The following is a 25010-nucleotide window of genomic DNA, read 5'->3' on the forward strand; positions in this document are numbered from 1 at the left end:
TTCCGCAGCCCGCGCCGCCCACCGCTCAAATGGGCGCGACGATGTCAACCCAGATGAGTAGCACGGCCATGAGAATCAGCAGGTAGAAGACGACCTGCCCGACCGGCAGCATCCTGGCGGTATCGGCGTAGCCGGGATCGGGGTTGCCGTGAGCGCGGGCCCACAGGCGACGGATGCCCTCCCAGCAGGCGCCGGCGACGTGCCCGCCATCCAGCGGCAGCAGCGGAATGAGGTTGAAGGCGAACAGGGCCAGATTCAGCGAGCCGAGCAGGCTGAGCATGGAGAACAGGCGCACCGAGAAGGGCAGACCCATATCCGTGCCGGTGCCAGCGCTGGACACCTCCCCGGCGATGCGCCCCACCCCGACCAGGCTGACCAGGCCCTCGGCGTTGCGCTCCTCCAGGCCCAGTCCGGCGGCGACGGCGTGGTACAGGCCCGCCGGCAGGGTCACGATCGCCTTCAGGGTCTGTCCGACTGCGTCACCCACCACCCGCGGGATCTCCCCGGCCGGGGTGCGCACCGTTCCCAGCGAGGGGCCGATGCCCACATACGGGCGCGGCTCGGTAATCACCTCTCCGGAGGCGTCGGTGGCGGGGTTGCCCTCGGCGTCGTAGACGGTGCGGGGCACCTCCACGGCCGTGATGGTCAGGGTCAGCGCCTGCCCATCGCGCTCGACGACGACGTCGGCCGGCTCGGTGCCGGAGGCGGCGATGGCCGCCTGCACCTCGGCCCAGGTGGCGGTGGGCTCACCGTCCCAGGACACGATCGTGTCGCCTACCTGCAATCCGGCCGCGGCGGCCGGGGAGGTGGGGTCGGCGTCGGTGCACGCGGCGCCGGCGTCGATGTCGGAGGAGACGCATTCGGACACCGACGCGAGGGTGGCGGTGTAGGCGGGCTGCCCGATCACCCCCAGGGCGACGGTCAGGCAGATGACGCCCAGGGCGAGGTTGGTGAGGATGCCGCCGGCCATGACCAGCAGCTTCTTCGGGACGCTCAGGCGGTAGAAGGCGCGGTCCTGCTCGTCGGGGCCAAGCTCGTCCAGGGACTCCGCGCGCGCCTCGGCGACCATGGAGCCGGGCTTGTCCGGGTGGCCGGGGCGGGCGGGCGGCAGCATGCCCAGCAGGCGCACGTAGCCGCCCAGCCAGATGGCCTTGATGCCGTACTCGGTCTCACCGCGGCGGGTGGACCACAGCTTGGGGCCGAAGCCGATGAAGTACTCGGGTACCTTCACGCCGAAGTGTTTGGCGGGCAGCATGTGGCCCAACTCGTGCAGGGCGACGGACAGGCCGATGCCGATGATGAGGATGACGATGCCCAGGATGTAGGCAAGGGTGTGGCTCAAGGGGTCTCCTGGTCAGCGGGTACGGGCGGCGATCAGCTCGTCGGCGCGGGCGCGCGCCCAGGCGTCGGCGGCCAGCACGTCATCGAGGCCGGGGTCGGCGTGCCCGGTGTGGGCCTCCAGCACGGCGGCGTCGATGGCGACGATGTCCAGCCAGCGCAGGCGCCCGTCCAGGAAGGCGGCGACGGCCTGCTCGTTGGCAGCGTTGAAGACGGCCGGGTGGGTGGGTGAGGCGGCCACGGCGGCGCGGGCCAGGTCCACGGCCGGGAAGGTATCGGCGTCGAGCGGCTCGAAGGCCCAGGCGGTGGGATCGGTCCAGGGCTGGGGCCGGACCAGGCCGGCCAGGTCGGGGCGGTGCGGCCAGGTCAGGCCCAACGCGATCGGCAGGCGCATGTCCGGCGGGGAGGCCTGGGCGATGGTGGCGCCGTCGATGAACTCGACCATGGAGTGGACCACGGACTGGGGGTGTACGGCCACGGTAATGTCGGCGGGGTCGACGTCGAACAGCAGGTGCGCCTCGATCAGCTCCAGCCCCTTGTTGACCAGGGTGGAGGAGTTGACGGTGACCACGGGGCCCATCGCCCAGGTGGGGTGGTTCAGGGCCTGGGCGGCGGTGACGCCCGCGAGTTCGGCGCGGGTACGGCCGCGGAAGGGCCCGCCGGAGGCGGTCAGGATCAGCCGTCGCACTTCGCTGCGGCCGGTGACGTCGGGGCTGGTCAGCCCCTTCTCGTGGACGCCGGCGCGCAGGGCCTGGGCGATGGCCGAGTGCTCGGAGTCGACGGGCACGACCTGTCCGGGACGGCGCAGGGCGCGCTTGACCAGGGCACCGCCGACCACCAGGGACTCCTTGTTGGCCAGCGCGAGGGTGGCGCCGGAGCGCAGGGCGGCCAGGGTGGGTGCCAGGCCGACCGAGCCGGTGATCCCGTTGAGGACCACGTCCCCCTCCCCCACGCCGGCGGCCTGAATCAGCTCGGTGGCGGCGTCGGGGCCGGAGAGGATCGCGGTGACGGGGTCGGGCCGGCCCGCACGGGCGGCGGCGTCGGCGAGGGCCGCGCGCAGCCGGGGTACGACGTCGCCGGCGGAGGCGGACACCGCCAGGCGGGGCACGCGGTGGGCGACAGCCTGCTCGGCCAGCAGTTCCAGGCGGCCGCCGCCGGCGGCCAAACCGGACACGCGCGGCGCCGGGACCCGGCCGGGTTCACCCGGGGCGCCGGGGTGGGCGGCCAGGTGGTCGATGACCTCGAGGGCCTGGGTGCCGATGGAACCGGTGGAGCCGAGCAGGACGACGGCGCGCGCGGGATCACCCGAAGCGGTTGCGGTCATGGTGTGCCCTACTCCACCGACAGCAGGACCTCGACGGTCCGGGCGAGAAAGCGGTCGACGCTGGCCTCGTCATAGGCCTTGTCCCCGCGGGCGGCGGGGAAGACGGCGGCACGCACCTGGGTGGAGGTCAGGGCGCCGTCGGAGTCGAAGTAGGCGGCAATGCGGTCCATGAGGGCGTCGACGGCCTCCTTTTCGTACCCCCGCCGGGCGGCGGGGGCGAAGCGCTCACCGGCCGGGCGCAGCAGCCGCGGGTACAGGGTGGTGGCCAACTGGGCCACCTGGTCCATCCAGGCCTTGCGGCCGTTGGTGGCCACGTACTCGGCGCGGCGGCGCTGCAGGAAGGCGGCCTCGAGCCGGTCCAGCGCGGCGTCGACGGCGTCGGGCCGGTAGCCGCCGTGGACGATGTCGAAGGCGACGGTGCGCACCCCCTCGGAGTCCATCTCGGCCAGTTCGCCGGCGTCGTAGATCTCGTGGGCGGTCTCGAAGTAGCCGTCCACCTGCTCGACGCGGTAGCCCTGCTTAAGCATGCCGACCCTGGGGAACATGTCGCTCATCGCGTGTGCGCCGCCCTTTCCTGCTTGAGCACCTCGGTGGCCAACTGGCCGCAGGCGCCGTCAATGTCGCTGCCACGAGTGTCTCGCACCGTGGTGGTGATGCCGGCACGCCGGAGCGTGTCGACGAAACGTTCCTGGACCTCCTGCTCGGAGCAGGTCCAGATGGAGCCGGGGGTGGGGTTCAGGGGAATGGGATTCACGTGGGCCCAGCCGTGGCCGCGGCGGTTGAGCTCGTCGGCCAGCAGCTGCGCGCGCCAGGCGTGGTCGTTCATGTCCTTGATCAGGGCGTACTCGATGGAGACGCGCCGGCCTGTGGCCTCGAAGTAGTCGTGGGCGGCGTCCAGCAGCTCGCCGACCTTCCACTTGGAGTTGACGGGAATGAGGGCGTCGCGCAGTTCGTCGTCGGGGGCGTGCAGGGAGACGGCCAGGGTGACCGGCAGGCCCTCACCGGCGAGCTTGCGGATCAGCGGAACCAGGCCCACGGTGGAGACGGTGACGCCGCGGGCGGACAGGCCGAAGCCCTCCGGGGCGGGGTCGATGATTCGGTGCAGGGCCGCCACCACGTTCTTGTAGTTGACCATCGGCTCGCCCATGCCCATGAACACGACGTTGGACAGGCGGGCGGGGCCACCGGCCAGACCGCCGGCCTCGGACAGGGCGGCGGCGTGACGAATCTGCTCGATGATCTCCCCGGTGGACAGGTTCCGGGTCAGCCCCATCTGGCCGGTGGCGCAGAAGGGACAGGCCATGCCGCAGCCGGCCTGGGAGGAGACGCACAGGGTGGTGCGGTCCCGATAGCGCATGAGCACCGACTCCACGCGCACGCCGTCGTAAAGCTCCCACAGGTGTTTGATGGTGCGGCCGCCGTCGGCGCGCAGGGCACGCACCTCGTGGATCAGGTCGGGCAGCAGTTCGGCGCACAGTTGCTCGCGCTGGGCGGCGGGCAGGTCCGTCATGTCGGCGGCGTCGCGGGTGAAGTGAGTGAAGTAGTGGCGTGAGAGCTGGTCGGCGCGGAAGGCGGGCAGACCGGCCTCCCGCAGTGCCTGCTTGCGGCCGGCCAGGTCCAGGTCGGCCAGGTGCCGGGGGCCTTGCCACGGGCGCGGGGAACGGCGAAGGACAGGCGGGGGCGAGCGTCGGGGCTGGTGGCGCCCTCGGGCGGCTGATCGGTGGGCAGCACCTGGACGCGGTCGGAGTCGCGGCGCGGCGTGGCCGTACGGGCGGCCCCGGCACGTGGGCCGCGTGCGCGGATGACGGCGGAGGTGCTGCTCACTGGGGCCATGATCCTTCCGTTTGTGAGAGTCGAGCGCGTTCGCGGACACGAGCGGCCGAAGCGGCAGCGTACTCGTGCCAAGCCGCCACTGCCACGGCGTCGGTCACAGTCCCGGGGCGACGGCGCCGCATCTGGTGCATCGCCGGGTCACCCGACCAGGAGGCTGAATACGTAGACCACCGGGGCGGCCACCAGGATGGAGTCGAGCCGGTCCATGAGACCGCCGTGGCCGGGCAGGAGGGTGCCCATGTCCTTCAGTCCGAGGTCGCGCTTGAGCAGGGACTCCCCCAGGTCGCCCAGCGTCGAGATGACCACCACGGTGGCGCCCAGCAGCGCGCCCGCCCACACCGGCCCGTCCAACGCCCACAGGCAGACCGCGCCGGCGCCGACGGCGGCCAGCAGGGAGCCGGCGAAGCCCTCCCAGGACTTCTTCGGCGACACGCTCGGCGCCATGGGATGCCTGCCGAAGTTGATGCCGGCCAGCCAGCCGCCGGTGTCGTTGGCGACCGGCAGGGCGATCAGGGTCAGGACCTTGCCGACCCCGTGCGTCTGGGCGACCAGCAGCACGGCGAACCCGGCGAGGAAGGGCAGGTAGGTGGCGGCGAACACGGAGGCGGAGGCGTTCACGGAGCGGGAGCGACGCACGGCGTCGTGGGCCTCGGTGCGCAGCACATCATGGCCGGCCTCTTCCAGGGCGGTGCCGGACTCGGCCTCCGCCTGATCCAGGAAGCACCAAACCACGCAGGCGCCGGCGGTGGCGATGTAGGCGCCCAGGGCGGCCTCCGCGCCCGCCCGCCAGGCGCACACCGCCACCCCGAGGGTGCCGATCCAAAGCGGGGCCAGCGGCAGTCGGATGCCCTTGCGGGCGAAGGCACCGGCCAGTTCCCACAGGGCTCCGCACACGGCCACGACCACCACGCCGACGAACACGATCTTGTTGAAGACCAGCGAGGCCAGGATCGCCCCGATCAGGACGACGGCGACCCCGACGGCGGCGGGCAGGTTGCGTCCCGCCCGCCCGGTGGCGGGCAGGGGGGCGCGGTTGCGCGTCGGCGGCGGGGCGAGCAGGGTGGACAACAGGCTCACGGTGGGCGGCGTACTGGTGCGGTTCGGGGTGCGAGGCGGGGCTCAGACCTCGAGGAGCTCGGACTCCTTGGTGGCCAGGGCGGCGTCGATCTGCTCGACGTAGCGCTTGGTCAGGGCGTCCAGCTCCGCCTCGGCGCGCTTGACGTCGTCCTCGCCGGCCTCGCCGTCGCGCTTGATGGCCTCCAGCTCCTTCTTGGCCTTGGCGCGCACACCGCGCACCTGCACGCGGGACTCCTCCGCGCGGGAGCGGGCGAGCTTGACGTAGTCGCGGCGACGCTCCTCGGTCAGCACGGGCAGGGTCACGCGGATGACGGTGCCGTCGTCGGTGGGGTTCACGCCCAGGTCGGACTCGCGGATCGCGGTGACGATCTCCTTCATGGCGCCGCGGTCGTAGGGGCTGACGATCACGGAACGGGCCTCGGGAATGGTGATGGAGGCGAGCTGCTGCAGGGGCGTGGGCGCCCCGTAGTAGTCGACCACGATTCCGTTGAACATGGACGGGTTGGCGCGGCCGGTGCGGATGGCGGCGAGTTCGTGCTTGCCGGCGTCGAGGGCCTTGTCCATCTTGTCCTCGGCATCGAGCATGACGTCGTCGATCATGGTTGGTTCCTTCGGTTGTTAGCAGTGTTGATGGGCTGTCGGTCGGCTGTGGTTCAGCCTTTGGCGCGTTCGCCCGTACGGCCGAGCGCGGAGGGCGCCGCGCGGATGGCGCGGCCGGAGGCTAGTCGCGGGTGACGAGGGTGCCGATGTCCTCCCCCAGCAGGGCGCGGGTGATGTTGCCGGGCTCCCCCATGCCGAACACGCGCATGGTCAGGGCGTTGTCGCGGCTGAGGGCGAAGGCGGAGGCGTCGGCGACCTGCAGCCCGTCTGCCAGGGCGCGCGCATAGGTGAGGCGGTCGAGCTTGACGGCCTCGGGGTCGCGGCGCGGGTCCGCGGTGTACACGCCGTCGACCCCGTTCTTGCCGACCAGCAGCTCGTCGCAGTGAGTCTCCAGGGCGCGCTGGGCGGCGACGGTGTCGGTGGAGAAGTAGGGCATGCCGGCGCCGGCGCCGAAAATGACGGCGCGGCCCTTCTCCATGTGGCGGATGGCGCGCAGGGGAATGTAGGGCTCGGCGACCTGGGTCATGGTGATGGCGGACTGGACCCGGGCGGGTACACCGGCCTTCTCGATGAAGTCCTGCAGGGCGAGCGCGTTCATCACCGTGCCGAGCATGCCCATATAGTCGGCCCGGGCGCGATCCATACCCCGGGCGGACAGTTCTGCGCCGCGGAAGAAATTGCCGCCGCCGACCACGATGGCTACCTGCACGCCCTGCTTGATGGCGGTGGCGATCTGCTGGGCGGCGTCGGCGACGACGTCGGCATCCAGGCCGACCGCCCCACCGCCGAAGACCTCACCGGAGAGCTTCAATAGCACCCGCCGGGGATGGGTGCCGTGGGCGATGCGGTCGTCGCGGTCCGGGGACTCGCTCATGCGTGGTGCCTCCTGCTGGGTGCGGACGGTTCAGCGGCTTCGATGCGGGCGCTGCGCACAGCCTACCTGCACAGGGTGGTTCCGCGCCGGAGGTAACGATAGAGTCAGGGAGTGACGAAGCGTATATCGACGGGGTGAGCAGCCGTGTTCGGATTCAGACTCAGCGAGGCGTCATCCCCGGAGGAATGTCGGCACCTGACCGACAGGACGACGTGCCAAGACACTGACGCCAACGCTATCGAGGTACGCGCGCTGAGCAAACGCTTCGGCGGGCCCACGGTTCTGAACGAGGTCACCCTGGATGTCCGCTACGGCGCCATCACCTGCCTCCTCGGCCCCAATGGGGCGGGCAAGACCACGCTTATGCGGATCCTCGTCGGACACGAGTCCATCAGCCGCGGGAGTGCTCGCATCGTGCTGCCGGAGGACGGCGCGCTCGCGGACCGCACTGTCGGATACGTTCCCGACTCTTCGCTGGTATACCCGCTATTGACTGTGCGCGAGCATCTGCGGCTGGTGGAGGCGTTGTTCGGCCTCAGCCGGTTCAGCCGGGCGCAGGAGGAACAGTTTCTGAAGGCGCTGGGACTTGATGAGCACGCGGACCTGCTGGCCAGCAAACTCTCGAAGGGGTTGAAGAAGCGGCTGATGCTCGCCTGCGCGGTGCGCCAGGGCGCGCGAGTCCTCGTCCTGGATGAGCCCTTCGATGGGCTCGATCCGGCGGGCCAGGAGATGCTCATGTCGCTGGTGGAGCAGTTGCGCGACCAGGGGTGCTGCGTGCTGGTGTCGACGCATCGGCTGGACATCGCCGAGCGGGTAGCCGACGAGCTGTTGGTCCTGGACCACGGTGAGCTCGTGTTCTCCGGCACGCCCACCCAGTTCGTGCGTCTCGGCGAGCCCTCCCCCGACAAGACTGCCTTCGAGGCCGCCTTCGCCGCCGTCAGCCGCCGCTCCGATTCCCGACCCCGGCTGGCCGAATTCGACGGGACGAGTCCATGACCGCCGACGTTGTTCCCACCGCCGCGCGCCAGCGTGCCCGACAGCACGTCTCGCGACTGGTACTGGTACTGCTGGAGGCCCGTCTGCGCGGCGTTCGACACAAGGCGGTCGGACTGCTTAAGAGCTGGCCGGGGCGTCTTGCTGGTATCGCCGTGGTGGTCGTCAGCGGCCGGTTGCTTTGGATCCTGGTAGCGCCCCCATCCGGGCGCGCATCTGCCATCCCCGACTGGCTGCTGCGAGATGTGCTCGGCGCCGTACTGGTCGGTGCCCTCACGGTCTGGGGCACCCATTCAGTCGCCCGGCCTCCCGTCATTCTGGGCACCGGTGATATCGGCGTTGTGGACTCCGGCTCCTTGATTCGCGTATCACTAACCGCGGGCATTCTCGCCCGTCTGTCGGCCTCCGTAATCGGCGGCCTGTACCTGGCCGCCGTACTCTCCGGGGTGGCCCCCACGCAGTGGGCGGAACTGGAGTCGCGCCTGTGTTTGTGGACAGTCCTGAGCAGTCTCGGAGTCTGGATGACCAGCGCGCGCTTGGCCTGCGGCTGCGCAACGTGGGCTTTTCCCCGCACGCGCCCGCTCCTGACCCTGGCATGGTGGAGTCCGACGACAGTATTGGTATGCAGTGTGCTCGCCCGCGTGTCGGAACAGGGGGTGAGGGCACTGAACCTGCTGGGCGACATCTTCATGACGCTGACCGGGCACTGGCGATCGGCCATACTGCTCGCCGCTGCCGCCGCCTTGATCTACGCGGTGGTGATCGCGGTGGCGCCCGGGCTGACTCCGCTGTGGGCGGCACCCGCGTACCAGCTGGCCGCAATCCTCGACCTGGCCGAGAGTCGGGACGCCTCGGCGGCATTGGCCCTTATGCGCCCGGCACATGCGTCCAGCGGGAACATGCCCGCCGTCGTCCGTGGGGCGGCCGCCTTAGTAATCCGCCAGTGGTGGGAGGCGGGACGCCGCCATTCCGGCAGGGTCCTCGTATTCGAGGCGCTGGCGGCCTATGGGGTCGGCCGGCTGATCGGTTGGCTGCTCCCGGAGTGGTGGCCAATCGCGTTCCTGATCGTAGGCGGATTTGCAGCTTCCTCATGCGCGCTGGACGGCGCCCTAGCGGAAGCACGCTACCCCCTGTTCTCTGCGGCGAGCAGTACCCGCTGTAACGCACTGTACGTGGGTGCGTGGAGCTGTCTGTTGCCCGCATTACAAACGTGCCTGATCTGCCTGCTGACCGTCCTCGGCGGCGCCCAGGCTCGCCTGCCCGGCGGTGCCGTGGCCATCGCACTCGGTTGCGCATTCACCTGGCCGCTGTTCGCCGCGGCGTGTTCCGTGTCCGCCGCGCTCCTAGCAGCGCGAGGCATTTCGAACCACCTGACCAGCGGCGTCGGCGGGCTTGCCGCCCTCGGAGGGCCGCTGGTCCTCGCCGTCGGCCAGGGCACGGCAGCATTGGCACCCGGGTTTGTGGCAATCGCCGCTCAAGTCGGGGCCACCGCATTGGCCTCGTGGGCACTGCTGCACATCGCCCTCGCAAGCTGGTCCGCCTCGCGGTACGCGGTACGCATTGACAGCCGGACGGCCGCCAAACACCTCAACACAACCACTCAAAGTCCCGCCGAAACGGAGGAATGATCATGGCAGGAATGGACGAGAGCGCCAAGACGGTGCTCAAGGACGCCCGCGCGGTGGCGAAGGAACGGGGGGCAGGCAACGCCGAGCCCCTGGATGTGTTCGTCGCCGCGCTCCGCACCAGCCCCGAGGTGGAGGCGCTCGTCGGCACGCCCCACCAACTGAGCTGGGAGGAGTTGGTGCAGGAGGCGACCGCCGACGCTCCCCGCCGCGGCCTGGGGCGGCTACTGCCCCGGCCGATCGGCTTCGACGACCGCGCCAAGGCGGCCTCGGTGCGGGCGGTCGCGCTGGCGGTCGACTCCGATGTCTCCGCGCGTCATCTGGCGGCGGCCGCACTGGAGCAGGACGACGCCCGCCTGAATGAGTACCTCGTTGCCCACGGCACCAGTTGGAACCGGCTCGTCGAAATACTGGTGACCTGAGCGCCCGTAAGCACCCGAGATATAACACGGGGTCCCCGCGAGCATGCGCTCACGGGGACCCCGGTGCTTGATCGCGTCAGCTCAGGCGCCGACGCGGAAGCGGACGAAGCCGTTCAGCTTGCCGCCGGTGGCCGTGATGACCTTGCCGACCGTGGTCTTGGGGTCCTTGGCGTAGGCCTGGTCCACCAGGCAGTTCTCCTTGTAGAAGCCGTTCATACGGCCCTCGACGATCTTCGGGATGGCCTTCTCGGGCTTACCCTCGGCGCGGGTCGTCTCCTCGGCGATGGCGCGCTCCTTCTCCACGGTCTCGGCCGGGACGGAGTCGCGGTCCAGGTACAGCGGGGAGTAGGCGGCCACGTGCATGGCGACGTCGTGGGCGACCTCGGCGGCCTTGGCGTCGGTGCCGACCAGCACCCCCACCTGCGCGGGCAGGTCGGGGTTGGTGCGGTGCAGGTACAGCTCGACGTGGTCGGCGGCCAGGCGGCCGACGCGGCGCACGACGATCTTCTCGCCGATGACGGCCTGCATGGAGTCGGTGAGCTCCTTGACGGTGGTGCCGTCGACGGCGACCTCGGCCAGCGCCTCGGCGGTCTCGGCACCGGAGTCGATGGCGGCAGTGAGGACCTTGTCGGCGAACTCGATGAACTTCTCGTTCTTGGCGACGAAGTCGGTCTCGGAGTTGATCTCCACCAGGACGCCCACCTGAGCGTCGTCGGTGTCGACCACCTTGGCGGCGATCAGGCCGGCGGAGGCGGAGCGGCCCTCGCGCTTGGCGATGCCCTTCAGGCCCTTGACGCGGATGATCTCGATGGCCTTCTCGGCGTCACCGTTCGCCTCGTCGAGCGCCTTCTTGACGTCGAGCATGCCGGCGCCGGTCTTCTCGCGCAGCGCCTTGATGTCAGCGGTGGTGTAGTTGGGCATGGATATCTCCTGAAATTGCTGAGATTGGAGTGAACGGGCGGCTACTGGACTCAGGCCTGCTCGGCGGGAGCAGGCTCGCTATCCGAAGGAGCCACCGGAGCCTCACTCTGGACGGCCTCGGTGGCCGACTCAGCGGCAGCCTCGGTGACCGACTCTTCGCTCGGGGCGGCCTCGGCCTCGGCACCGGCCAGCAGCTGGGCCTCCCACTCGGGCAGCGGCTCGGCCTCGGCGGCGGGGACCTCCGCCTCCTCACCGGTGCGGGCGCGGCCGGCGGAGCGCGACACGAGCCCGTCGGCGACGGCGTCGGCGATGATGCGGGTCAGCAGCGCGACGGAGCGGATGGCGTCGTCGTTACCGGGGACGGCGTAGGTGACCTCGTCGGGGTCGCAGTTGGTGTCCAGCACGGCGACGACGGGGATGCCCAGCTTCTGTGCCTCGGAGATGGCCAGGTGCTCCTTCTTGGTGTCCACCACCCAGATGGCGGCCGGCGGCTTGGCCATGTCGCGGATGCCGCCGAGAGTCTTGACCAGCTTGTCCTTCTCGCGGCGCATCATGAGCAGTTCCTTCTTGGTGTGGCCGGAGCCGGCCACGTCGTCGAAGTCGATCTGCTCGAGTTCCTTCATGCGGTCCAGGCGACCGCGCACGGTGGTGAAGTTGGTGAGCATGCCGCCCAGCCAGCGCTGGTTGACGTAGGGCATGCCGACGCGCTGGGCCTGCTCGGCCACGGCGGCCTGGGCCTGGGTCTTGGTGCCGACGAACAGAATGTTGCCGCCGCGGGCGACCGTCTCCTTGACGAAGTCGTAGGCGGTGTTGATGCCGTCGATCGACTGCTGCAGGTCGATGATGTAGATGCCGTTGCGCTCGGTGAGGATGAACCGCTTCATCTTGGGGTTCCAACGGCGGGTCTGGTGGCCGAAGTGCACACCGTTCTCGAGCAGCTGGCGCATGGTGACAATCGCCATGAGGTTCCTTTCAGGCACGCCCGGCGGGCGCGCAGTCGAGGGGCGGCCCGCCGCGGTGCGGACGGGGCGCCCGGTTATGGGTGGTTTTCCCCTTTGACCGGAGGCCCCGTGGGCGGGGCGCGGCTGCCCGGAGGCCGGGCATGGGGCCTGGTGCCCGCGACGCCGGGCCACCCACCGTGCTTACGCAATGCGGGACCTCGGCCGTGGCGCTCGAAAGGACGTTCCCGCCCCGCCGACGGCGGAACGGGCGCGGACACGCGAAGTCAGCCACGCAACGGATCGACTAAGGCCGCCGAACCCGCGCGGGGCTGCGGGCGCGAGGTTATCACAGCGCCGGCGCGGATCATGCGGGCGGGGCCGCCGGGCAAGCCTCGTGGCACGGGACGAATCCGCAGGCCACAGCGGGGTGAGTCCGTGGGCGGGTGCGCTCGGCCGGAGGGGCGGGCACCTTCGGATTGGCGTACCGGCGTCCACAGGTCCGATTGGCGACATCCAACCGGATCGGTTATCCACAGGCGGACCATGCCGCAGGTGCGCTCGGGTGCGTACCCGCGCACGCTGGTGTCCATGAGCAACTTCACAGCCGCCGACACCGCCGTCGGCACCTCCGCTTCAGCCGTTACCGTCAACACGACCGCCACGGATGGGCACTCCCCCGTGGCCCCGGGCGGGCACACCCGCCAGGATCCGGCCGACCGCTCCCCCGGCGAGGTCTCATCCGGCGGTCCCCCTCCACCGCGCCCGGGAGGGGCGCGACGTCGGGCCCGGCGCCTGGCGGCGACTTGGGCCGCGCTTACCGTCGGCGCCGCCCTCGCCCTGTCGCCGGCGCCGGCCTCCGGAGTGGACGCAACATCCTTGGGGTCCGCGACCGTGCCGCGGCAGGTGGTGATGGCCTGGCGGGGCGGCGAGCCGAACCCGCTGCAGGCATTCGCGGCCGGGACGGCGGCGGAACCCGCCACGCCGCTGCCGGGGGTGGTGGCCACGAGGGTGCGCTACGCCTGGCCGACGGGCATGGCGACGACGGTGCTGGCCGATTTCGATCCGCCTGCGGTGGTCTGGGGCTCCGGGCACCGCGGCGTGGACCTGGCGCTGGCGGCGGGCTCGCAGGTGCTGGCGGCCGCGGACGGGACGGTCGCCTTCGCGGGGATGGTGGCCGGACGACCGGTGGTGTCCATCGACCATGCCGACGGCATCCGCACCACCTACGAGCCGGTGGATCCGTGCGTCGAGGCCGGCGAGGCGGTTGCGCGCGGCCAGGTGATCGGCACGCTGCAATCCGGCCACCGCGCCGACGGCGCCGACGCCCTGCACTGGGGTGCCCGCACCGGCCCGAAGACCTACGTCAACCCGCTGCGCCTGCTTCAGCCCGCGGTGATCCGCCTCAAGCCGCTGGGCTGACTGGAGGCCGACTTGCCGGCCGGGCCGAGCGGGGTCGGTGTCGCATACTCGGTAGCCGGGTCGTCAAGCCCGTGGGAAGGCCTGGGCGTAGACGGCGCGCAGGCGCTCGGCGGATACATGCGTGTAGCGCTGGGTCGTGGCCAGCGACGAGTGCCCGAGCAGTTCCTGCACGCTGCGCAGGTCCGCTCCCCCGCTGAGCACGTGGGTGGCGGCCGAGTGGCGCAGCCCGTGGGGGCCCAGGTCGGGCACGCCGGCGCGGGCGGCCGTGCGGTGGACAATCTCGCGTACGGCCCGCGGCCCGATGCGGCGACCGCGGGCGCCCAGGAACAGGGCCGCTCCGGCGTCGGCGGCGGCTACGGCGGGGCGTGCGTCCGCCCAGTCCTCCAGGGCCGCGGCGGCGGGGCCGCCGTAGGGCACCGTGCGTTCCTTGTTCCCCTTGCCCAGTACCCGCATGGTGCGACGCGCGGCGTCCACGTCCCCCAGGTTCAGGGCGCACAGTTCGGACACGCGCACGCCGGTGGCGTACAGGATCTCCAGAATCGCCCGGTCGCGCAGCGCCAGTGCCCTGGCCAGCTCGGCATCGGTGCCGCCATCCGCCGTCGTCCCGGCCGCGGCGACGGCGTCGGCCGCCGCGTCCAGCAAGACGGCGGCCTGGGCGGGGGTGAGCACGGAGGGCAGGCGAGCATCGGCGCGGGGCGAGCGCAGCCGGGCGGCGACGTCGGCCCCCAGCAGTCCGTTGCGGTAGGCCCAGTTGGAGAAGGTGCGGCAGGCGGCGGCGCGGCGGGCCAGAGTCGCACGGGCGGCGCCGTCGGCGGACATGGTGGCCAGCCAGGCGCGCAGGTCCGGCAGGTCCAGGCTGCCCAGGGCGGGCCCCACCGGCTCGTCGTCTCCCTCGCCGACGCCGAGGAAGGTCAGCAGCTCCGCCAGATCGCCGAGGTAGGCGCGCACCGTGTGCGCCGACAGGCCGCGTTGCAGGTCCAGGTAGCGGGCGAACGCGTCCAGCAGCCCGGCCCGGGTACCGCACCTGCTCCCGTTCGTCGGCCTCATCTGTCGTCCCACCGCCGGGGCCGCCGAGGAGGCCTCACCAGCCTTGGGATCCGCGCGCACGCCATCAGTCTAGTGACTCTTCTGGTTTGAGGATGTGGGTGGGACGCGGCTCGGCCCTTGAGCGCCGCCACGACCGGCATTGTCGCCATCCGGGACAAACGCACGCCGCCGGACCGGTCGCCGATCTTGAAGCCGCATAATTCCAACGATTCTGGAATCGAGGGCCGGTGCTCCAAGTATGTTTGTCCCGGATTCGGACAATGTTCGCCCCGACAAGCCAGGGAACACGTGACCAGGCCCGGTGTCCGGCTCACGGACCGGTATTGACCCTCCCATATTGCCTCCGTAGCGTACTCAGAGATGCACTTCGCGCCCGCCGGGTGCCGAATGGGCGCATGCCGTCGGCTCGGGAGGACTCATGTCGGCAGTTATCGCCACTCATTCGCTTCACAAGCGCTTCGGAGACGTGCATGCGGTGCGGGGCATCGATCTGCGGGTCGAGCGCGGCTGCGTGTACGGACTGATCGGCCCCAACGGGGCCGGCAAGACCACGGTGCTGCGCATGCTGCTCGGCATCATGCGCCCCAGCAGCGGCGGCATCTCCGTGCTCGGCGCCTCGCCCACCACGGACCACCCACAGCTGCGCCGTCGCATCGGCTACCTGCCGGGTGAGCTCAACCTGGGCGAACGCACCAGCGGCGCCGCGCTGTTGAAGCATCTGGCCGAGCTCAGCGGCCCGGTCGCCCCAGGTCGGATCGAGGGCCTGGCCGAACGCCTCGATCTTGACCTGAGTCGCCCGGTGCGGTCACTGTCGAAGGGGAACCGGCAGAAGCTTGGGCTTATCCAGGCGTTCATGCACTCCCCCGAGCTGTTGATCCTCGACGAGCCCACCAGCGGACTGGACCCGCTCATGCAGCGCGAATTCTTGAACCTGGTACGGGAGGCACGCGACGCCGGACAGACCGTGCTGCTCAGCTCTCATATCCTCAGCGAGATTCAGCATGCCGCGGATGCGGCTGCCGTGCTGTCCCACGGCAGCGTTGTGGCCGAGGGCGAGGTCTCCTCCCTACGCCCGGCGGCCGTATCCCGAGTGCGCGCGGTGCTCAGTGAGGTCACCGCGCGGGAGATTCGCGGCGGCCTGGCAGAGCCCGGGATATTGAGTGATCTGCAGATCGAGCCGGCGCCGGGCAACCAGTTGCGCGTTCAGGGGGCGTTCCGCGGACGGGCGGACGAACTCGTCAAGGCCCTGTCGCGATTCACGGTTCAGGAACTCACGATCGAAGAGCCCGATCTGGAGGAGTCGATCCTCAACCTGTACGCCCAGGAGGAGCAGGAGGAGTCAGCATGAGCGCTTCCAACACGCGGGCCGCCATTTCCGGTGCGGAATCCCGCGCCGCCGTGCCGATCCTGCGCCGGCACCTGGCCGAGGGCGCCCGCTCGCTGCTCGGCTGGAGCGTCGCACTCGCCGCGGTGCTGGCTCTGTACCTGCCGGTCTACCCGTCGCTGCAGACGCCCGAACTCGCGGACATCCTCGACACCCTGCCCACGGAGCTCGTGTCCCTCCTGGGGTACGACCAGATCGCCACGGGTGCGGGCTATGCCCAAGCCACCTTCTTCGGGCTGCTCGGCTTCGCGCTCGGAGCCATTGCCGCCACCGCCTGGGGTGCGCGGTTCATTGCGGGCATGGAGGAGAGCGGACGCCTGGAGCTCACGCTCGCTCACGCCGTGGGCCGCGTGCAGTACGTGGCAGAGACCGCCGCCGCATTGGTCATACGGGTGCTTGTGCTCTCCCTCGTCACGGTAGCTGTGTTACTGGTGCTCAACCCAGTCGTCGAGCTGGCGCTGTCCATCCCCAACGTGCTGGCTGCAACGGCCTCCTGGGCGGGTCTCGCCGTGCTCTCCGGAACTGCCGCGCTGGCGGCCGGCGCGCTGACAGGCCGGAGCGCCTGGTCGCTCGGTGCCGGCGCCACGGTGGCCGCGCTCGGCTACGCATTAAACGCAATCGGCGGCATGTCCGCCGATCTGGACTGGCTCGTGCACCTGTCGCCGTATTACTGGGCCTTCGACGAGCGCCCTCTGAGCAATGGCGTCGACTGGGGCGGCCTGGCGCTGCTATGGGGGTTCAGTGCCCTGCTGGTCGCAGTCGCCTGTGTGGCGCTATCACGCCGCGACATCGGGCGCTGAGACAAGGGGTAGGTGCCGGCTGCGTCCACCACTGGGCGCCGCAGCGCCGATCACCGGGTGGGGAAGCCACGGACGGGTGGGGTCTACTTAGCCCCCTCGGTGTTTACCAAGTCTTCGTGCTTGGGGACGCGACGGGCTGATGGGCAGCGGGTCGCCGGGGGTGGTGGACGCACGCGTGCCAGTTGCGTGGTGCGTGGCGCGATTGGTGGGAGTGCGCGTTGGCTGGGGGTGCGCGCTGGACCGCGGTGGGCCAGGCACGACGGCTCGTGCGTTCGGGTCAACGTTCACGCCTTCGCCTGACGCCGCCCCCGACGCCGCCCTCCACCGGCCCGACATCGTCCCCGCCGCCCCGAGAACGTCCTCATCAGCCCGACAACGACCCGGGCTCGACCAAAACGACCTCGTCAACCCGAAACCCTCCCGAATGTGGAGGGTTTGGGGACGACGAGGTCGTATTCGGCAAACCGGCGCCCGCCGAACACGACCTCGTCAGCCCGAACACGACCTCCCACACCCGAACACGACCACCTGGCGGGCCGGCTCTTGTCGAACAGGGCCCCGAACACGACCACCACACAGCAGCCCGGGCCCGCGCCCATAAACAAACACGAAGAGGCGGATTAGTGGCGCCTTCGGCTTGGCGGTTGTGGTGGGCCGATCCGGGGTGTAGGCCGCAGTGGAATGTCCAGATTCGGCACGAACGGTGCCAGCCGTGTCAACGGCCGCGAACAATACGTTGAAATCATGCGGATGCCGCATCAGACTGCATCCGCATCGACGGCGTTAGTGCCGAATGTGGACATTTCCGGCCTCCGCCCGGCACCACGCAGTGCGCAGCCGCGAGTCCTTCACAACCGTCGGCACCCCACCATCCGCACACCCGTACCCTCCCCGCCATCACGCCCTCGAACGCCAAGAGCCGAACCCGCGCACGGGTGGGCCCGGCGACGACCAGGACGCCCCGATCCGGGGCATGGCGCCGAACCCGCGCCCGGGTGGGTCCGGCGTGAGCACGCGCGGCACGCTCAGTTGTGGAGCTGTTCTAGCGATTTGGCGTTATTACGCGGATAACACATCAACCGGTGAACAGTGCGGCCGGCTCCCATGTGCGGTGATCCCCGCGGCGCGCATGGGAGCCGATGGGCCTCCGCCTGCCCAAAACCAAGATCATTGAAATACCAGGCAAAACCCGCCGACCGGTCGGAGCGGCAAGGTGATTGAGCGTGCGCCACCCCCCGGGGCACTCACCCGACCGGTCGGAGCGGCAAGGTGATCGAGCGTGCGCCACCCCGGGGCACTCACCCGACCAGTCCCTAACCACCCCCGCCTGGCACCAACACCCACACATACACGTCCACCCGAACCCACCACACCCCAAACAAACACGAAGAGGCGGATTAGTCCCCGCAGGCCGATACGTGCAACCGGCAGAAGATTACCGGACCGCCGCTTGACGCCCCTCATACTTCATTTCAATGAAGTCGAAGACTCCCCCGTTGGTAACCTGTTTAAAGGAACGCACTCTACGAAATCCGCTCCGACGGTACACCACAATTGCACGCTCATTGAAGCAGGCCACGCTCAAGCGAATCTCCCGACCAGGTAGATTCTCCTCCAGCCAGCCCAGATTACACTTCATGAAGCTTAACCCGAGGCCACGACCAGTGAGATCAGGCCGCATCCCCACCCCAATCTCCAACACGCCTTCACCATCATCGACGTCGGCGGACAAGAATCCGAACAGCTCGCCCCTTGAGCGGACTTGCATGAGGACGTCGGGCCACTTCTCGGGAGTCACGAACTCCTCGTAGTCCTCTGGATCCGCCGTCATGTAATAGACGTCATACGGTGGTGGATACTTCCAGCCGTCAGCAATCTCCAAAGCAGCCTCGAGGGTCATCGCACTGTACGACAGCTCGAGATGACTCCTACCGCTTCCCCCCAAACATTGCCCCCACCTGGATCACGCCGCGATGATACTCCGAGCCAATAAAGCTGATGCGGCGGTATTCTCGTCCTCCATCCTCGAACTACGACGATGGCTCCTTCCGACTGTGCTCCGTTCATTTGAGCCGAGATACAGAGCACCCTCCAATCGGACGAGTCCGCGAGGCGCCGTCACGCCGAGACATAGGGTGGTGAGACTTGTCGGTGCTCGGGCGGTAGGCGGCTACTGGGCATTGACGAGGGGTGGTCCGGTAAGACTCGTCGGCGCTGGGGCGGCAGCGGTGCCAACCGGCATCGAGTTCACCGGTGCCCGCGGGCGCGGCGCCAGGCGGCGCCACGGCGTTCCACCCGGCCCTCGAGTTCCAGCAGTCCCAGGGCGGCGATGGTCTCGCGTTCGGTGAGCCCGGCGGCGCGCACGATCGACTCCACGCTGGCTTCGGCGCGGGCGGGCAGCGCGTCCAGGACGACGGCCGCGGGCCCATCCAGGCCGTCGAGCAGCCCGGATCCCGCATTGGCGGGGTCCGCGGCCTTGGCCGCATCGGGGTCGGTGGCTCCCAGGGGTGCGACCAGTTCCAGGGCCTCGTCGGCGTCGGTGACGCAGACGGCGCCCTGCCGCAGCAGCCGGTGACAGCCCACCGACGCCATGGAGGTGACCGGCCCGGGCACGGCCCCCACCGGCCTGCTCACCTCCAGGGCGTGATGGGCGGTGGACAGGGCCCCGGAGCGCCATGCCGCTTCGACGACGACGGTGGCGTCGCTCATGGCGGCGATCAGCCGGTTGCGGGTCAGGAAGCGGTGGCGGCCGGGCTGGCAGCCGGGCGGCACCTCGGCGACCAGGGCACCGGTGGCGATAACCTCCTCCAGCACGTCGGCGTTGCCGGCCGGATAGAGGCGGTCCACTCCCCCGGCGGACACGGACACGGTGACGCCGGCGCGCAGGGCGCCACGGTGGGCGGCGGCGTCGATGCCGAAGGCGCCACCGGAGACGACGACGACACCCTTCGCTGCCAGCCCACTGGCCATATCGAAGGTGACGTGCTCGCCGTAGTCGGTGGAGGCGCGCGCCCCGACCAGCGCCAGCGCGCATCCGGCGCCGGGCCCGTCCGGCACCAGATCCTCGCGGGCCCGCGGCAGGGCGACGTCGGCGGCGCCCCGGCGGGCGACGAGTAGGGCGGGATCGCCGCGCACCCATAGGCAATGGGGTGGGCGCTCCAAGTCGTTCAGCCCCGTGGGCCACCCCGGGTCGGTGGGGATGAGCAGGCTGCCGCCGAGGCGTTCCAACACATCCAGTTCGCGGCGGATGTCCAGGCCTTGCAGGCGCGGGGCCCAACGGGCGGCGGCCGTGGCCCAGTCCGCGCTGGCGCGGGCGGCGTCTCCGTGGGGCGGCAGCGGCGGACGTGGGGCGGGCCGGGGCTCCCCGTCGGCGTCGAGGGCCTCATGCGTGAGCCAGTCCAGGGCGGCGGTGGCACCGAGGCGGCCGACCAGGGCGCAGGCGTGGGCGTCTGCGGGCTCGGCGAGCCGCGACCAGGTGGCCCGGGCCAGGGCCTCGGCGTCGCCATCGACAGTGGCCTCGACGCCGACATCGGAGGCGGGCGGTGGGTCCGCGCAGGCGACGTGTGCGGTGGAGCCGGCGGCGGATGTGTTCGCGGCTCTCATGGGCGGGCTCCTCTCGTGCGCAGCGCCAGAGCGGCGCCGATATCGGTGGGGGTGGGCGCGGGGCGGGCGCCGAGGTCGGCCAGGGTCCAGGCCAGCCGCAGCACCCGGTCGACGCCGCGCAGGGTCAGGTCGCCCCGGTCCAGGGCGGTCATGAGCGGGGTGAGCAGAGAGGGGTCGGTGCCGGAGGCGGGCGAGCGCAGCCAGCTCCCGGGGACCTCCCCCATCAGTCGCCAGGGGGTGTCGGCCAGCCGCCGGGCGGCCCGTGCGCGCGCCTCGGCGACGCGGGCGGCGACGACGGCGCTGGGCTCGCCTGCGGTTCCGGCGGCCAGGTCATCGGCGGTGACGGCGGCGACCTCCACCTGGATGTCGACCCGGTCCAGCAGGGGGCCGGACAGGCGGGAGAAGTAACGGCGCCGCTGCAAAGAGGTACAGGTGCACTCCAGACCACGCCCCGTGGCGCGCCCGCAGGGACAGGGGTTGGCTGCCAGCACCAGTTGAAAGGCGGCCGGGTAGGTGGCGCGCCCGCCCACCCGGTCGATGGTCACCACTCCGGACTCCAGCGGCTGGCGCAGGCAGTCGAGCACGCCGGCGGAGAATTCGGGGGCCTCGTCCAGGAACAGCACGCCGCGGTGGGCGAGCGACACGTCACCGGGGCGGGGTGTGCCCGTGCCGCCGCCCACGACGGCGGCGCGCGTGGCGGTGTGGTGGGGCGCGCGCAGGGGCGGGCGGGTGAGCAGGCCGGCGTCGGCGTTGAAGGTTCCGGCCAGGGAATGGATGGAGGTGACGGTGACGGCGTCGTCGGGACTCAGGGGCGGCAGGATGGAGGGCAGGCGCTCGGCGAGCATGGTCTTGCCGGCGCCCGGCGGGCCGATCAGCAGCAGGTGGTGTCCGCCCGCGGCGGCGACCTCCAAGGCATGACGCGCCTGGGTCTGTCCCACCACATCGGCCAGGTCGGGTTCGCGCACCCGGTCTCGGCCTCCGGCGGGGCGGGGAGCGTGGGCCGCCTCACGGCGGGCGCGGCGCATGAGTTCGCGGGCCCGACCGGGCAGCTTCCCGCCGTAGCGCTCCAGCAACTCGCCGATGTGACTGACGGCGGTCACGTCCACGCCCGGTACCAGGGCCGCCTCCCGGCCCGCGCCGGAGGCCACCACCACCTCGGTCACGCCGGCATCGGCGGCGGCGCGCACGGCGGGCAGGATGCCGCGGACCGGGTGGATGGAGCCGTCCAGACCGAGTTCCCCGATGTAGACGGTGCGGGCCATGTGGGCGATGGCACGAGCCGGCAGCTGGCCGCGGGCGCCCAGGACCGCAAGCGCCAGGGCCAGGTCGAAGCCGGTCCCGGTCTTGGGCAGGTCGGCCGGAGAGAGATTGACGGTCAGCCGGTGCTCGCCCCAGGTGACTCCGCAGGTGGACAGGGCGGCCCGGACGCGCTCGCGCGACTCGCGTATGGCCGCGTCCGGAAGGCCGACGAGGGTGAATCCGGGCAGTCCGTGAGCGGAGTGGGCCTCCACGTCCACCAGGTGTCCGGCCAGTCCGGTCAGGGTGACGGCAAGGGTGCGTGCCAGGCCCATTTCAATCCCCCACTCCCCGGTGGTGGCGCAGCAGGGCGGGACGGCCGGCACGCAACTGAACGGAGACGACGTCGAGGCGCAGCCCCGCGTGCGGCACCGGGTGTGTGGCGGCCCAGGCGACGGCCAGGGTGCGCAGGCGGGCTAGCTTGCGCGCGTCGACGGCCTCAGCCGGCGGTCCGGCGACGGCGGAGGTGCGGGTCTTGACCTCCACGATCACCAGCGTGCCGAGGCCGTCGGGGTGTGGTTGCAGGGCAACGATGTCCACCTCGCCGCGCAGGCCGGGGCCGGGCCGCCAGTTGCGGTCCAGAATGCGCCAGCCAGAGTCGCTCAGATAGCGGGCGGCAATGGCTTCGCCGCGCTGACCGATGAGCCGGCGCGGGTCGGTCGGCGTAGTGGTTGGTGCTGGTTGCATGGGCTTGACCTCCACCACCAGCGTGCCCGTGGGGGCGTGGCGGGGCCAGCGCGCGATTTGATCTCTGTGGATTAGGGGTGCACGAACGATGCCTGTGGGATCTGGTGAATCCTCCGCGCGGTCATTTCAGGGCCGGCGGCCGGTCAGGAAGGGATGTCCATTTCCGGCTTGGTCAGCTCCTCGACGTTGACGTCCTTGAAGGTGACCACGTGCACGGACTTCACGAATCGGCTGGCCCGGTAGATGTCCCACACCCAGGCGTCCTCGAGGGTCAGCTCGAAGAACACCTCGCCGCCGTTGGTGCGCACCTGCACGTCCACGGCGTTGGCCAGGTAGAAGCGGCGCTCCGTCTCGACGACATAGGAGAACAGGGAGATGACATCGCGGTACTCGCGGTACAGGTCGAGCTCCAAGTCGTTCTCATACGACTCCAGATCTTCAGCACTCACCCGTCCATCATGCCCAATGGGCGTCCCTTCCGGCAGCAGGTCCCGCGGGCGCGTCGGCCACAGCCACGGTCCGGGTCGGCGCCTGTACCGGGGCGGCGGCGCGCAGCGGCGCGGGGTCGGCCCCGGCAGCCCGGGCCGTGAAGCGATCCAGTCCGGGCAGGTGCCAGGAGCGGCGGTGCTGATCGCTGGCGCCCAGGCGGGCCAGGCCCTCGATGTGGGCCGGCGAGGTGTAGCCCTTGTTGCGGGTCCAGTCGTAGCCGGGGTCGGGCAGGGCGGTCATGAGCGCGTCGCGCTCCACCTTGGCCAGAACGGATGCGGCGGCCACCACCGCGCAGTGAGCATCCGCCTTGACGGAGGTGTACACGGACGGGATGGGCCGCGCGGCGGACGCTACTGCAACGGACGCGGCCGGCCCCACCGGCGTCACCGCAGCCGGCGCCGTGGTCTGCTCGGCCGCGTCGGCCGGGGCAGGGCGCAGCCAGTTCATGGTGCCGTCCAGGATGATGGCGCCGGGCAGGTGACCGCGTAGGGCGACCTCGGCCAGGGCCCGCTGCCCGGCCAGTCGCAGTGCGCCGATGATGCCGACGGCGTCGATCTCCGCAGGCGCGGCGTGACCGACGGCGTGGTCAACCGCCCAGGCGCGGCAGGGCTCCACGAGCGCCTCCCGACGGCGGGGCGTGAGCTGCTTGGAGTCGGCCAGGCCCGCAGGGAAGGCAGCAGGCGTGGCCCGGGAGACGACGGCCAGGCCGACGCTGACGGGTCCGGCCAGGGAGCCCCGGCCGACCTCGTCCATGCCACCGACCAGCGGATAGCGGACCAGCAGCCACTCCTCCAGGGCGCGGTCCGGCAGGATGCGGGCGCGGGTCACGGACCAGTCCCGGAGGTGGTGCTCGAGGCGGCGTCGGGAACGGCGTCGAAGGCGCCACCGTCGTCAAGGGTCTCCAGGCGTGACAGCGGCCAGAGCACGACCTTGGCGACCCCGACCACGTCGTCCAGCGGGACGAATCCGCCGTTGGCGTCGTCCTGGTGGAAGCGGGAGTCGGCGGAGTTGGCGCGGTTGTCGCCCATCACCCACACATAGCCGTCGGGGACGGTGACGTCGAAGGCGACGTCGGAGGCGGAGCGGCCGGACTTCAGGTAGGGCTCGTGGACCTCGACGCCGTTGATGGTCAGCGACCCCTCGCCGTCGGCGACGATGCGGTCCCCAGCCACGCCGATGACGCGTTTGATCAGGTGGTGGCCGGAGTCCTCGGGCAGCAGGTGCAGGACGATGAGTGCGTCCTGGACGAAGCCCCTCAACCCGGTGGGCTCGGTGACGGTGAGCCAGTTGTCCGGGTCGGTGAATACCACGATGTCGCCGCGGTCGACGTCGTCGGCGTCGTACATGGTCACGGCCACCCGGTCGCCCTCAAGCAGGGTGTCCTCCATGGAGCCGGAGGGGATGCCGAAGGTCTGCACCACGAAGGTCTTGACCAGGGCGACGACCACCAGCACCGCGAGCACGATCAGCAGGGTGGAGCCGCGGCGGCGCGGCGCGGGCTCGGCTTCGGCCCGCTCGGGTGCGGCCAATGGGGTGGGCCGGTGGACCGGCTCGTAGGAGGGGGGCAGCTCGTCCGCGCCGTCGGTGGCATCCGCGGCCGCGGGAGCGGAGGTACCGGCTTCAGGCAGGTCTTCGGCGTCTTCCTGCGGTGCGGTCACCGTTTCCCTCTCGAATAGTGGCTGGGCGGTTTCAGGGCTGGGGTCGGGTGGATGCGCCGGTGCCCGGGACCCGTGGGCCCCGGGCACCAGGGCTCGGAAGTGTTCCGGGCCGTCAGTTGGCGCGGTACTCCTTGATCTTGGCGGCCTTGCCGTGCAGGTTGCGCAGGTAGTACAGCTTGGCGCGGCGCACGTTACCGCGGGTGACGACCTCGATCTTCTCGATCGTGGGGGTGTGCAACGGGAAGGTACGCTCCACGCCGACGCCGAAGGAGACCTTGCGGATGGTGAAGGTCTCGGAGACCCCGGATCCCTTGCGGGCGATGACGACGCCCTGGAAGACCTGGATGCGGCTGCGGGACCCCTCCACGACCTTGACGTGCACCCGCAGGGTGTCGCCGGCCCGGAAGTTGGGGATGTCGTCGCGCAGGGAGGCGGCGTCGATCTCGTCGATCAGGTTGGTCATTGATTTCTCTCCACGCCCGTGCCACTGGTCAGCGAGCGTTTAACAGGCGGCGCCGCCGGCCGGGGTGCCGGTCGGGCGGCTCGTGCCGCATGCGGATGCCAGCGGGTCCTACTCCTGACCGCCTCCCCAGTGGCAGGGGCGGTCCGAGGCCCGAGGCCGGTCCAGTCTGCCACAGGGGCCGCGCCGTCAGAGGGCTACGACGGCGCTTCGTGCCGG

23 protein-coding genes and 1 pseudogene are annotated in these 25010 nt (G+C 70.8%); 6 read left to right on the forward strand and 18 right to left on the reverse strand.

The window, feature by feature from the left end; genetic code table 11:
* Nucleotides 1-25: 25 nt before the first annotated feature.
* The 7 genes and pseudogenes from C3B71_RS09805 to pyrH form a co-directional block, all read right to left on the reverse strand.
* The gene (locus tag C3B71_RS09805) at nucleotides 26-1342 is read right to left on the reverse strand and encodes a M50 family metallopeptidase (protein WP_073332950.1); all 1317 of its coding nucleotides are present in this window, start codon (nucleotides 1340-1342) and stop codon (nucleotides 26-28) included.
* A 12-nt stretch (nucleotides 1343-1354) separates the two neighbouring features.
* On the reverse strand, nucleotides 1355-2662 hold the full coding sequence (dxr, locus tag C3B71_RS09810) for a 1-deoxy-D-xylulose-5-phosphate reductoisomerase (protein ID WP_108967768.1): 1308 nt from the start codon (nucleotides 2660-2662) through the stop codon (nucleotides 1355-1357).
* A gap of 8 nt (nucleotides 2663-2670) precedes the next feature.
* Nucleotides 2671-3216, reverse strand: coding sequence for a DivIVA domain-containing protein (locus C3B71_RS09815; protein ID WP_073332945.1), 546 nt, complete (start codon nucleotides 3214-3216; stop codon nucleotides 2671-2673).
* A pseudogene (gene rlmN, locus C3B71_RS09820) lies at nucleotides 3213-4495 on the reverse strand (23S rRNA (adenine(2503)-C(2))-methyltransferase RlmN). Before rlmN ends, C3B71_RS09815 begins: the two are co-directional and overlap by 4 nt.
* 138 nt (nucleotides 4496-4633) lie before the next feature.
* Nucleotides 4634-5563, reverse strand: a complete 930-nt coding sequence (locus tag C3B71_RS09825) for a phosphatidate cytidylyltransferase (RefSeq protein ID WP_073332940.1) — start codon at nucleotides 5561-5563, stop codon at nucleotides 4634-4636.
* 51 nt (nucleotides 5564-5614) lie between these two features.
* The gene (gene frr, locus C3B71_RS09830) at nucleotides 5615-6172 is read right to left on the reverse strand and encodes a ribosome recycling factor (RefSeq protein WP_108967771.1); all 558 of its coding nucleotides are present in this window, start codon (nucleotides 6170-6172) and stop codon (nucleotides 5615-5617) included.
* Nucleotides 6173-6293: 121 nt separating this feature from the next.
* Nucleotides 6294-7046, reverse strand: coding sequence for a UMP kinase (gene pyrH, locus C3B71_RS09835; RefSeq protein ID WP_073332934.1), 753 nt, complete (start codon nucleotides 7044-7046; stop codon nucleotides 6294-6296).
* Nucleotides 7047-7190: 144 nt separating this feature from the next.
* Between pyrH and C3B71_RS09840 the strand changes: the two genes are divergently transcribed.
* From C3B71_RS09840 to C3B71_RS09850, 3 genes are read left to right on the forward strand one after another with little or no spacing between them, the layout of a single operon-like run.
* Complete coding sequence (locus tag C3B71_RS09840) at nucleotides 7191-8042, forward strand: ABC transporter ATP-binding protein (protein WP_108967774.1); 852 nt, start codon at nucleotides 7191-7193, stop codon at nucleotides 8040-8042.
* Nucleotides 8039-9667 (forward strand): hypothetical protein, encoded by a 1629-nt coding sequence (locus tag C3B71_RS09845; protein WP_108967777.1) that lies wholly within the window; start codon nucleotides 8039-8041, stop codon nucleotides 9665-9667. The genes C3B71_RS09840 and C3B71_RS09845 overlap by 4 nt, the downstream gene beginning before the upstream one ends.
* Nucleotides 9668-9669: 2 nt before the next feature.
* The gene (locus tag C3B71_RS09850) at nucleotides 9670-10086 is read left to right on the forward strand and encodes a hypothetical protein (protein WP_108967779.1); all 417 of its coding nucleotides are present in this window, start codon (nucleotides 9670-9672) and stop codon (nucleotides 10084-10086) included.
* Nucleotides 10087-10167: 81 nt separating this feature from the next.
* Here the strand turns inward: C3B71_RS09850 and tsf are convergent, their stop codons facing one another.
* Both tsf and rpsB read right to left on the reverse strand, forming a co-directional pair.
* Entirely contained in the window at nucleotides 10168-11007 is an 840-nt protein-coding gene (gene tsf, locus C3B71_RS09855) for a translation elongation factor Ts (protein ID WP_073332924.1), read from the reverse strand.
* 50 nt (nucleotides 11008-11057) lie between these two features.
* Nucleotides 11058-11969: a 30S ribosomal protein S2 gene (gene rpsB, locus C3B71_RS09860; protein ID WP_073332923.1), complete on the reverse strand. Its 912-nt coding sequence runs from the start codon at nucleotides 11967-11969 to the stop codon at nucleotides 11058-11060.
* A gap of 567 nt (nucleotides 11970-12536) precedes the next feature.
* Here rpsB and C3B71_RS16475 point away from each other — a divergent pair.
* Nucleotides 12537-13367 carry a M23 family metallopeptidase gene (locus C3B71_RS16475; RefSeq protein ID WP_234415878.1) on the forward strand — a complete coding sequence of 277 codons (831 nt, stop codon included), beginning with the start codon at nucleotides 12537-12539 and terminating at the stop codon, nucleotides 13365-13367.
* A 63-nt stretch (nucleotides 13368-13430) separates the two neighbouring features.
* Here the strand turns inward: C3B71_RS16475 and C3B71_RS09870 are convergent, their stop codons facing one another.
* Nucleotides 13431-14414, reverse strand: a complete 984-nt coding sequence (locus C3B71_RS09870; protein WP_108969792.1) for a tyrosine recombinase XerC — start codon at nucleotides 14412-14414, stop codon at nucleotides 13431-13433.
* Between the two features lie 418 nt (nucleotides 14415-14832).
* On the opposite strand from C3B71_RS09870, the gene C3B71_RS09875 reads away from it, so the two are divergent.
* Entirely contained in the window at nucleotides 14833-15762 is a 930-nt protein-coding gene (locus C3B71_RS09875) for an ABC transporter ATP-binding protein (RefSeq protein WP_108967782.1), read from the forward strand.
* A complete protein-coding gene (locus C3B71_RS09880; RefSeq protein ID WP_073332918.1) occupies nucleotides 15759-16598 on the forward strand; it encodes an ABC transporter permease subunit in 840 nt (279 codons plus the stop codon). The genes C3B71_RS09875 and C3B71_RS09880 overlap by 4 nt, the downstream gene beginning before the upstream one ends.
* Nucleotides 16599-18033: 1435 nt before the next feature.
* Here the strand turns inward: C3B71_RS09880 and C3B71_RS09885 are convergent.
* From C3B71_RS09885 to rplS, 8 genes are all read right to left on the reverse strand, one after another.
* A complete protein-coding gene (locus C3B71_RS09885; RefSeq protein ID WP_108967784.1) occupies nucleotides 18034-18498 on the reverse strand; it encodes a GNAT family N-acetyltransferase in 465 nt (154 codons plus the stop codon).
* A gap of 347 nt (nucleotides 18499-18845) precedes the next feature.
* Nucleotides 18846-20201 (reverse strand): DNA-processing protein DprA, encoded by a 1356-nt coding sequence (locus C3B71_RS09890; RefSeq protein ID WP_108967786.1) that lies wholly within the window; start codon nucleotides 20199-20201, stop codon nucleotides 18846-18848.
* Nucleotides 20198-21772 (reverse strand): YifB family Mg chelatase-like AAA ATPase, encoded by a 1575-nt coding sequence (locus C3B71_RS09895; protein ID WP_108967789.1) that lies wholly within the window; start codon nucleotides 21770-21772, stop codon nucleotides 20198-20200. The genes C3B71_RS09890 and C3B71_RS09895 overlap by 4 nt, the downstream gene beginning before the upstream one ends.
* A gap of 1 nt (nucleotide 21773) precedes the next feature.
* Nucleotides 21774-22184 carry a YraN family protein gene (locus C3B71_RS09900; RefSeq protein WP_108969797.1) on the reverse strand — a complete coding sequence of 137 codons (411 nt, stop codon included), beginning with the start codon at nucleotides 22182-22184 and terminating at the stop codon, nucleotides 21774-21776.
* Between the two features lie 143 nt (nucleotides 22185-22327).
* Nucleotides 22328-22633, reverse strand: coding sequence for a DUF2469 domain-containing protein (locus C3B71_RS09905; RefSeq protein WP_073332911.1), 306 nt, complete (start codon nucleotides 22631-22633; stop codon nucleotides 22328-22330).
* A gap of 7 nt (nucleotides 22634-22640) precedes the next feature.
* Complete coding sequence (locus C3B71_RS09910) at nucleotides 22641-23501, reverse strand: ribonuclease HII (RefSeq protein WP_396027152.1); 861 nt, start codon at nucleotides 23499-23501, stop codon at nucleotides 22641-22643.
* Nucleotides 23498-24331, reverse strand: a complete 834-nt coding sequence (gene lepB / locus C3B71_RS09915; protein WP_108967791.1) for a signal peptidase I — start codon at nucleotides 24329-24331, stop codon at nucleotides 23498-23500. Before lepB ends, C3B71_RS09910 begins: the two co-directional genes overlap by 4 nt.
* A 112-nt stretch (nucleotides 24332-24443) precedes the next feature.
* Nucleotides 24444-24794: a 50S ribosomal protein L19 gene (rplS, locus tag C3B71_RS09920; RefSeq protein ID WP_073332903.1), complete on the reverse strand. Its 351-nt coding sequence runs from the start codon at nucleotides 24792-24794 to the stop codon at nucleotides 24444-24446.
* Nucleotides 24795-25010: the final 216 nt, after the last annotated feature.

The sequence above is a fragment of the Actinomyces sp. Z16 genome, assembly GCF_003111765.1.
In the GTDB taxonomy this organism is placed as follows: domain Bacteria; phylum Actinomycetota; class Actinomycetes; order Actinomycetales; family Actinomycetaceae; genus Actinomyces; species Actinomyces glycerinitolerans.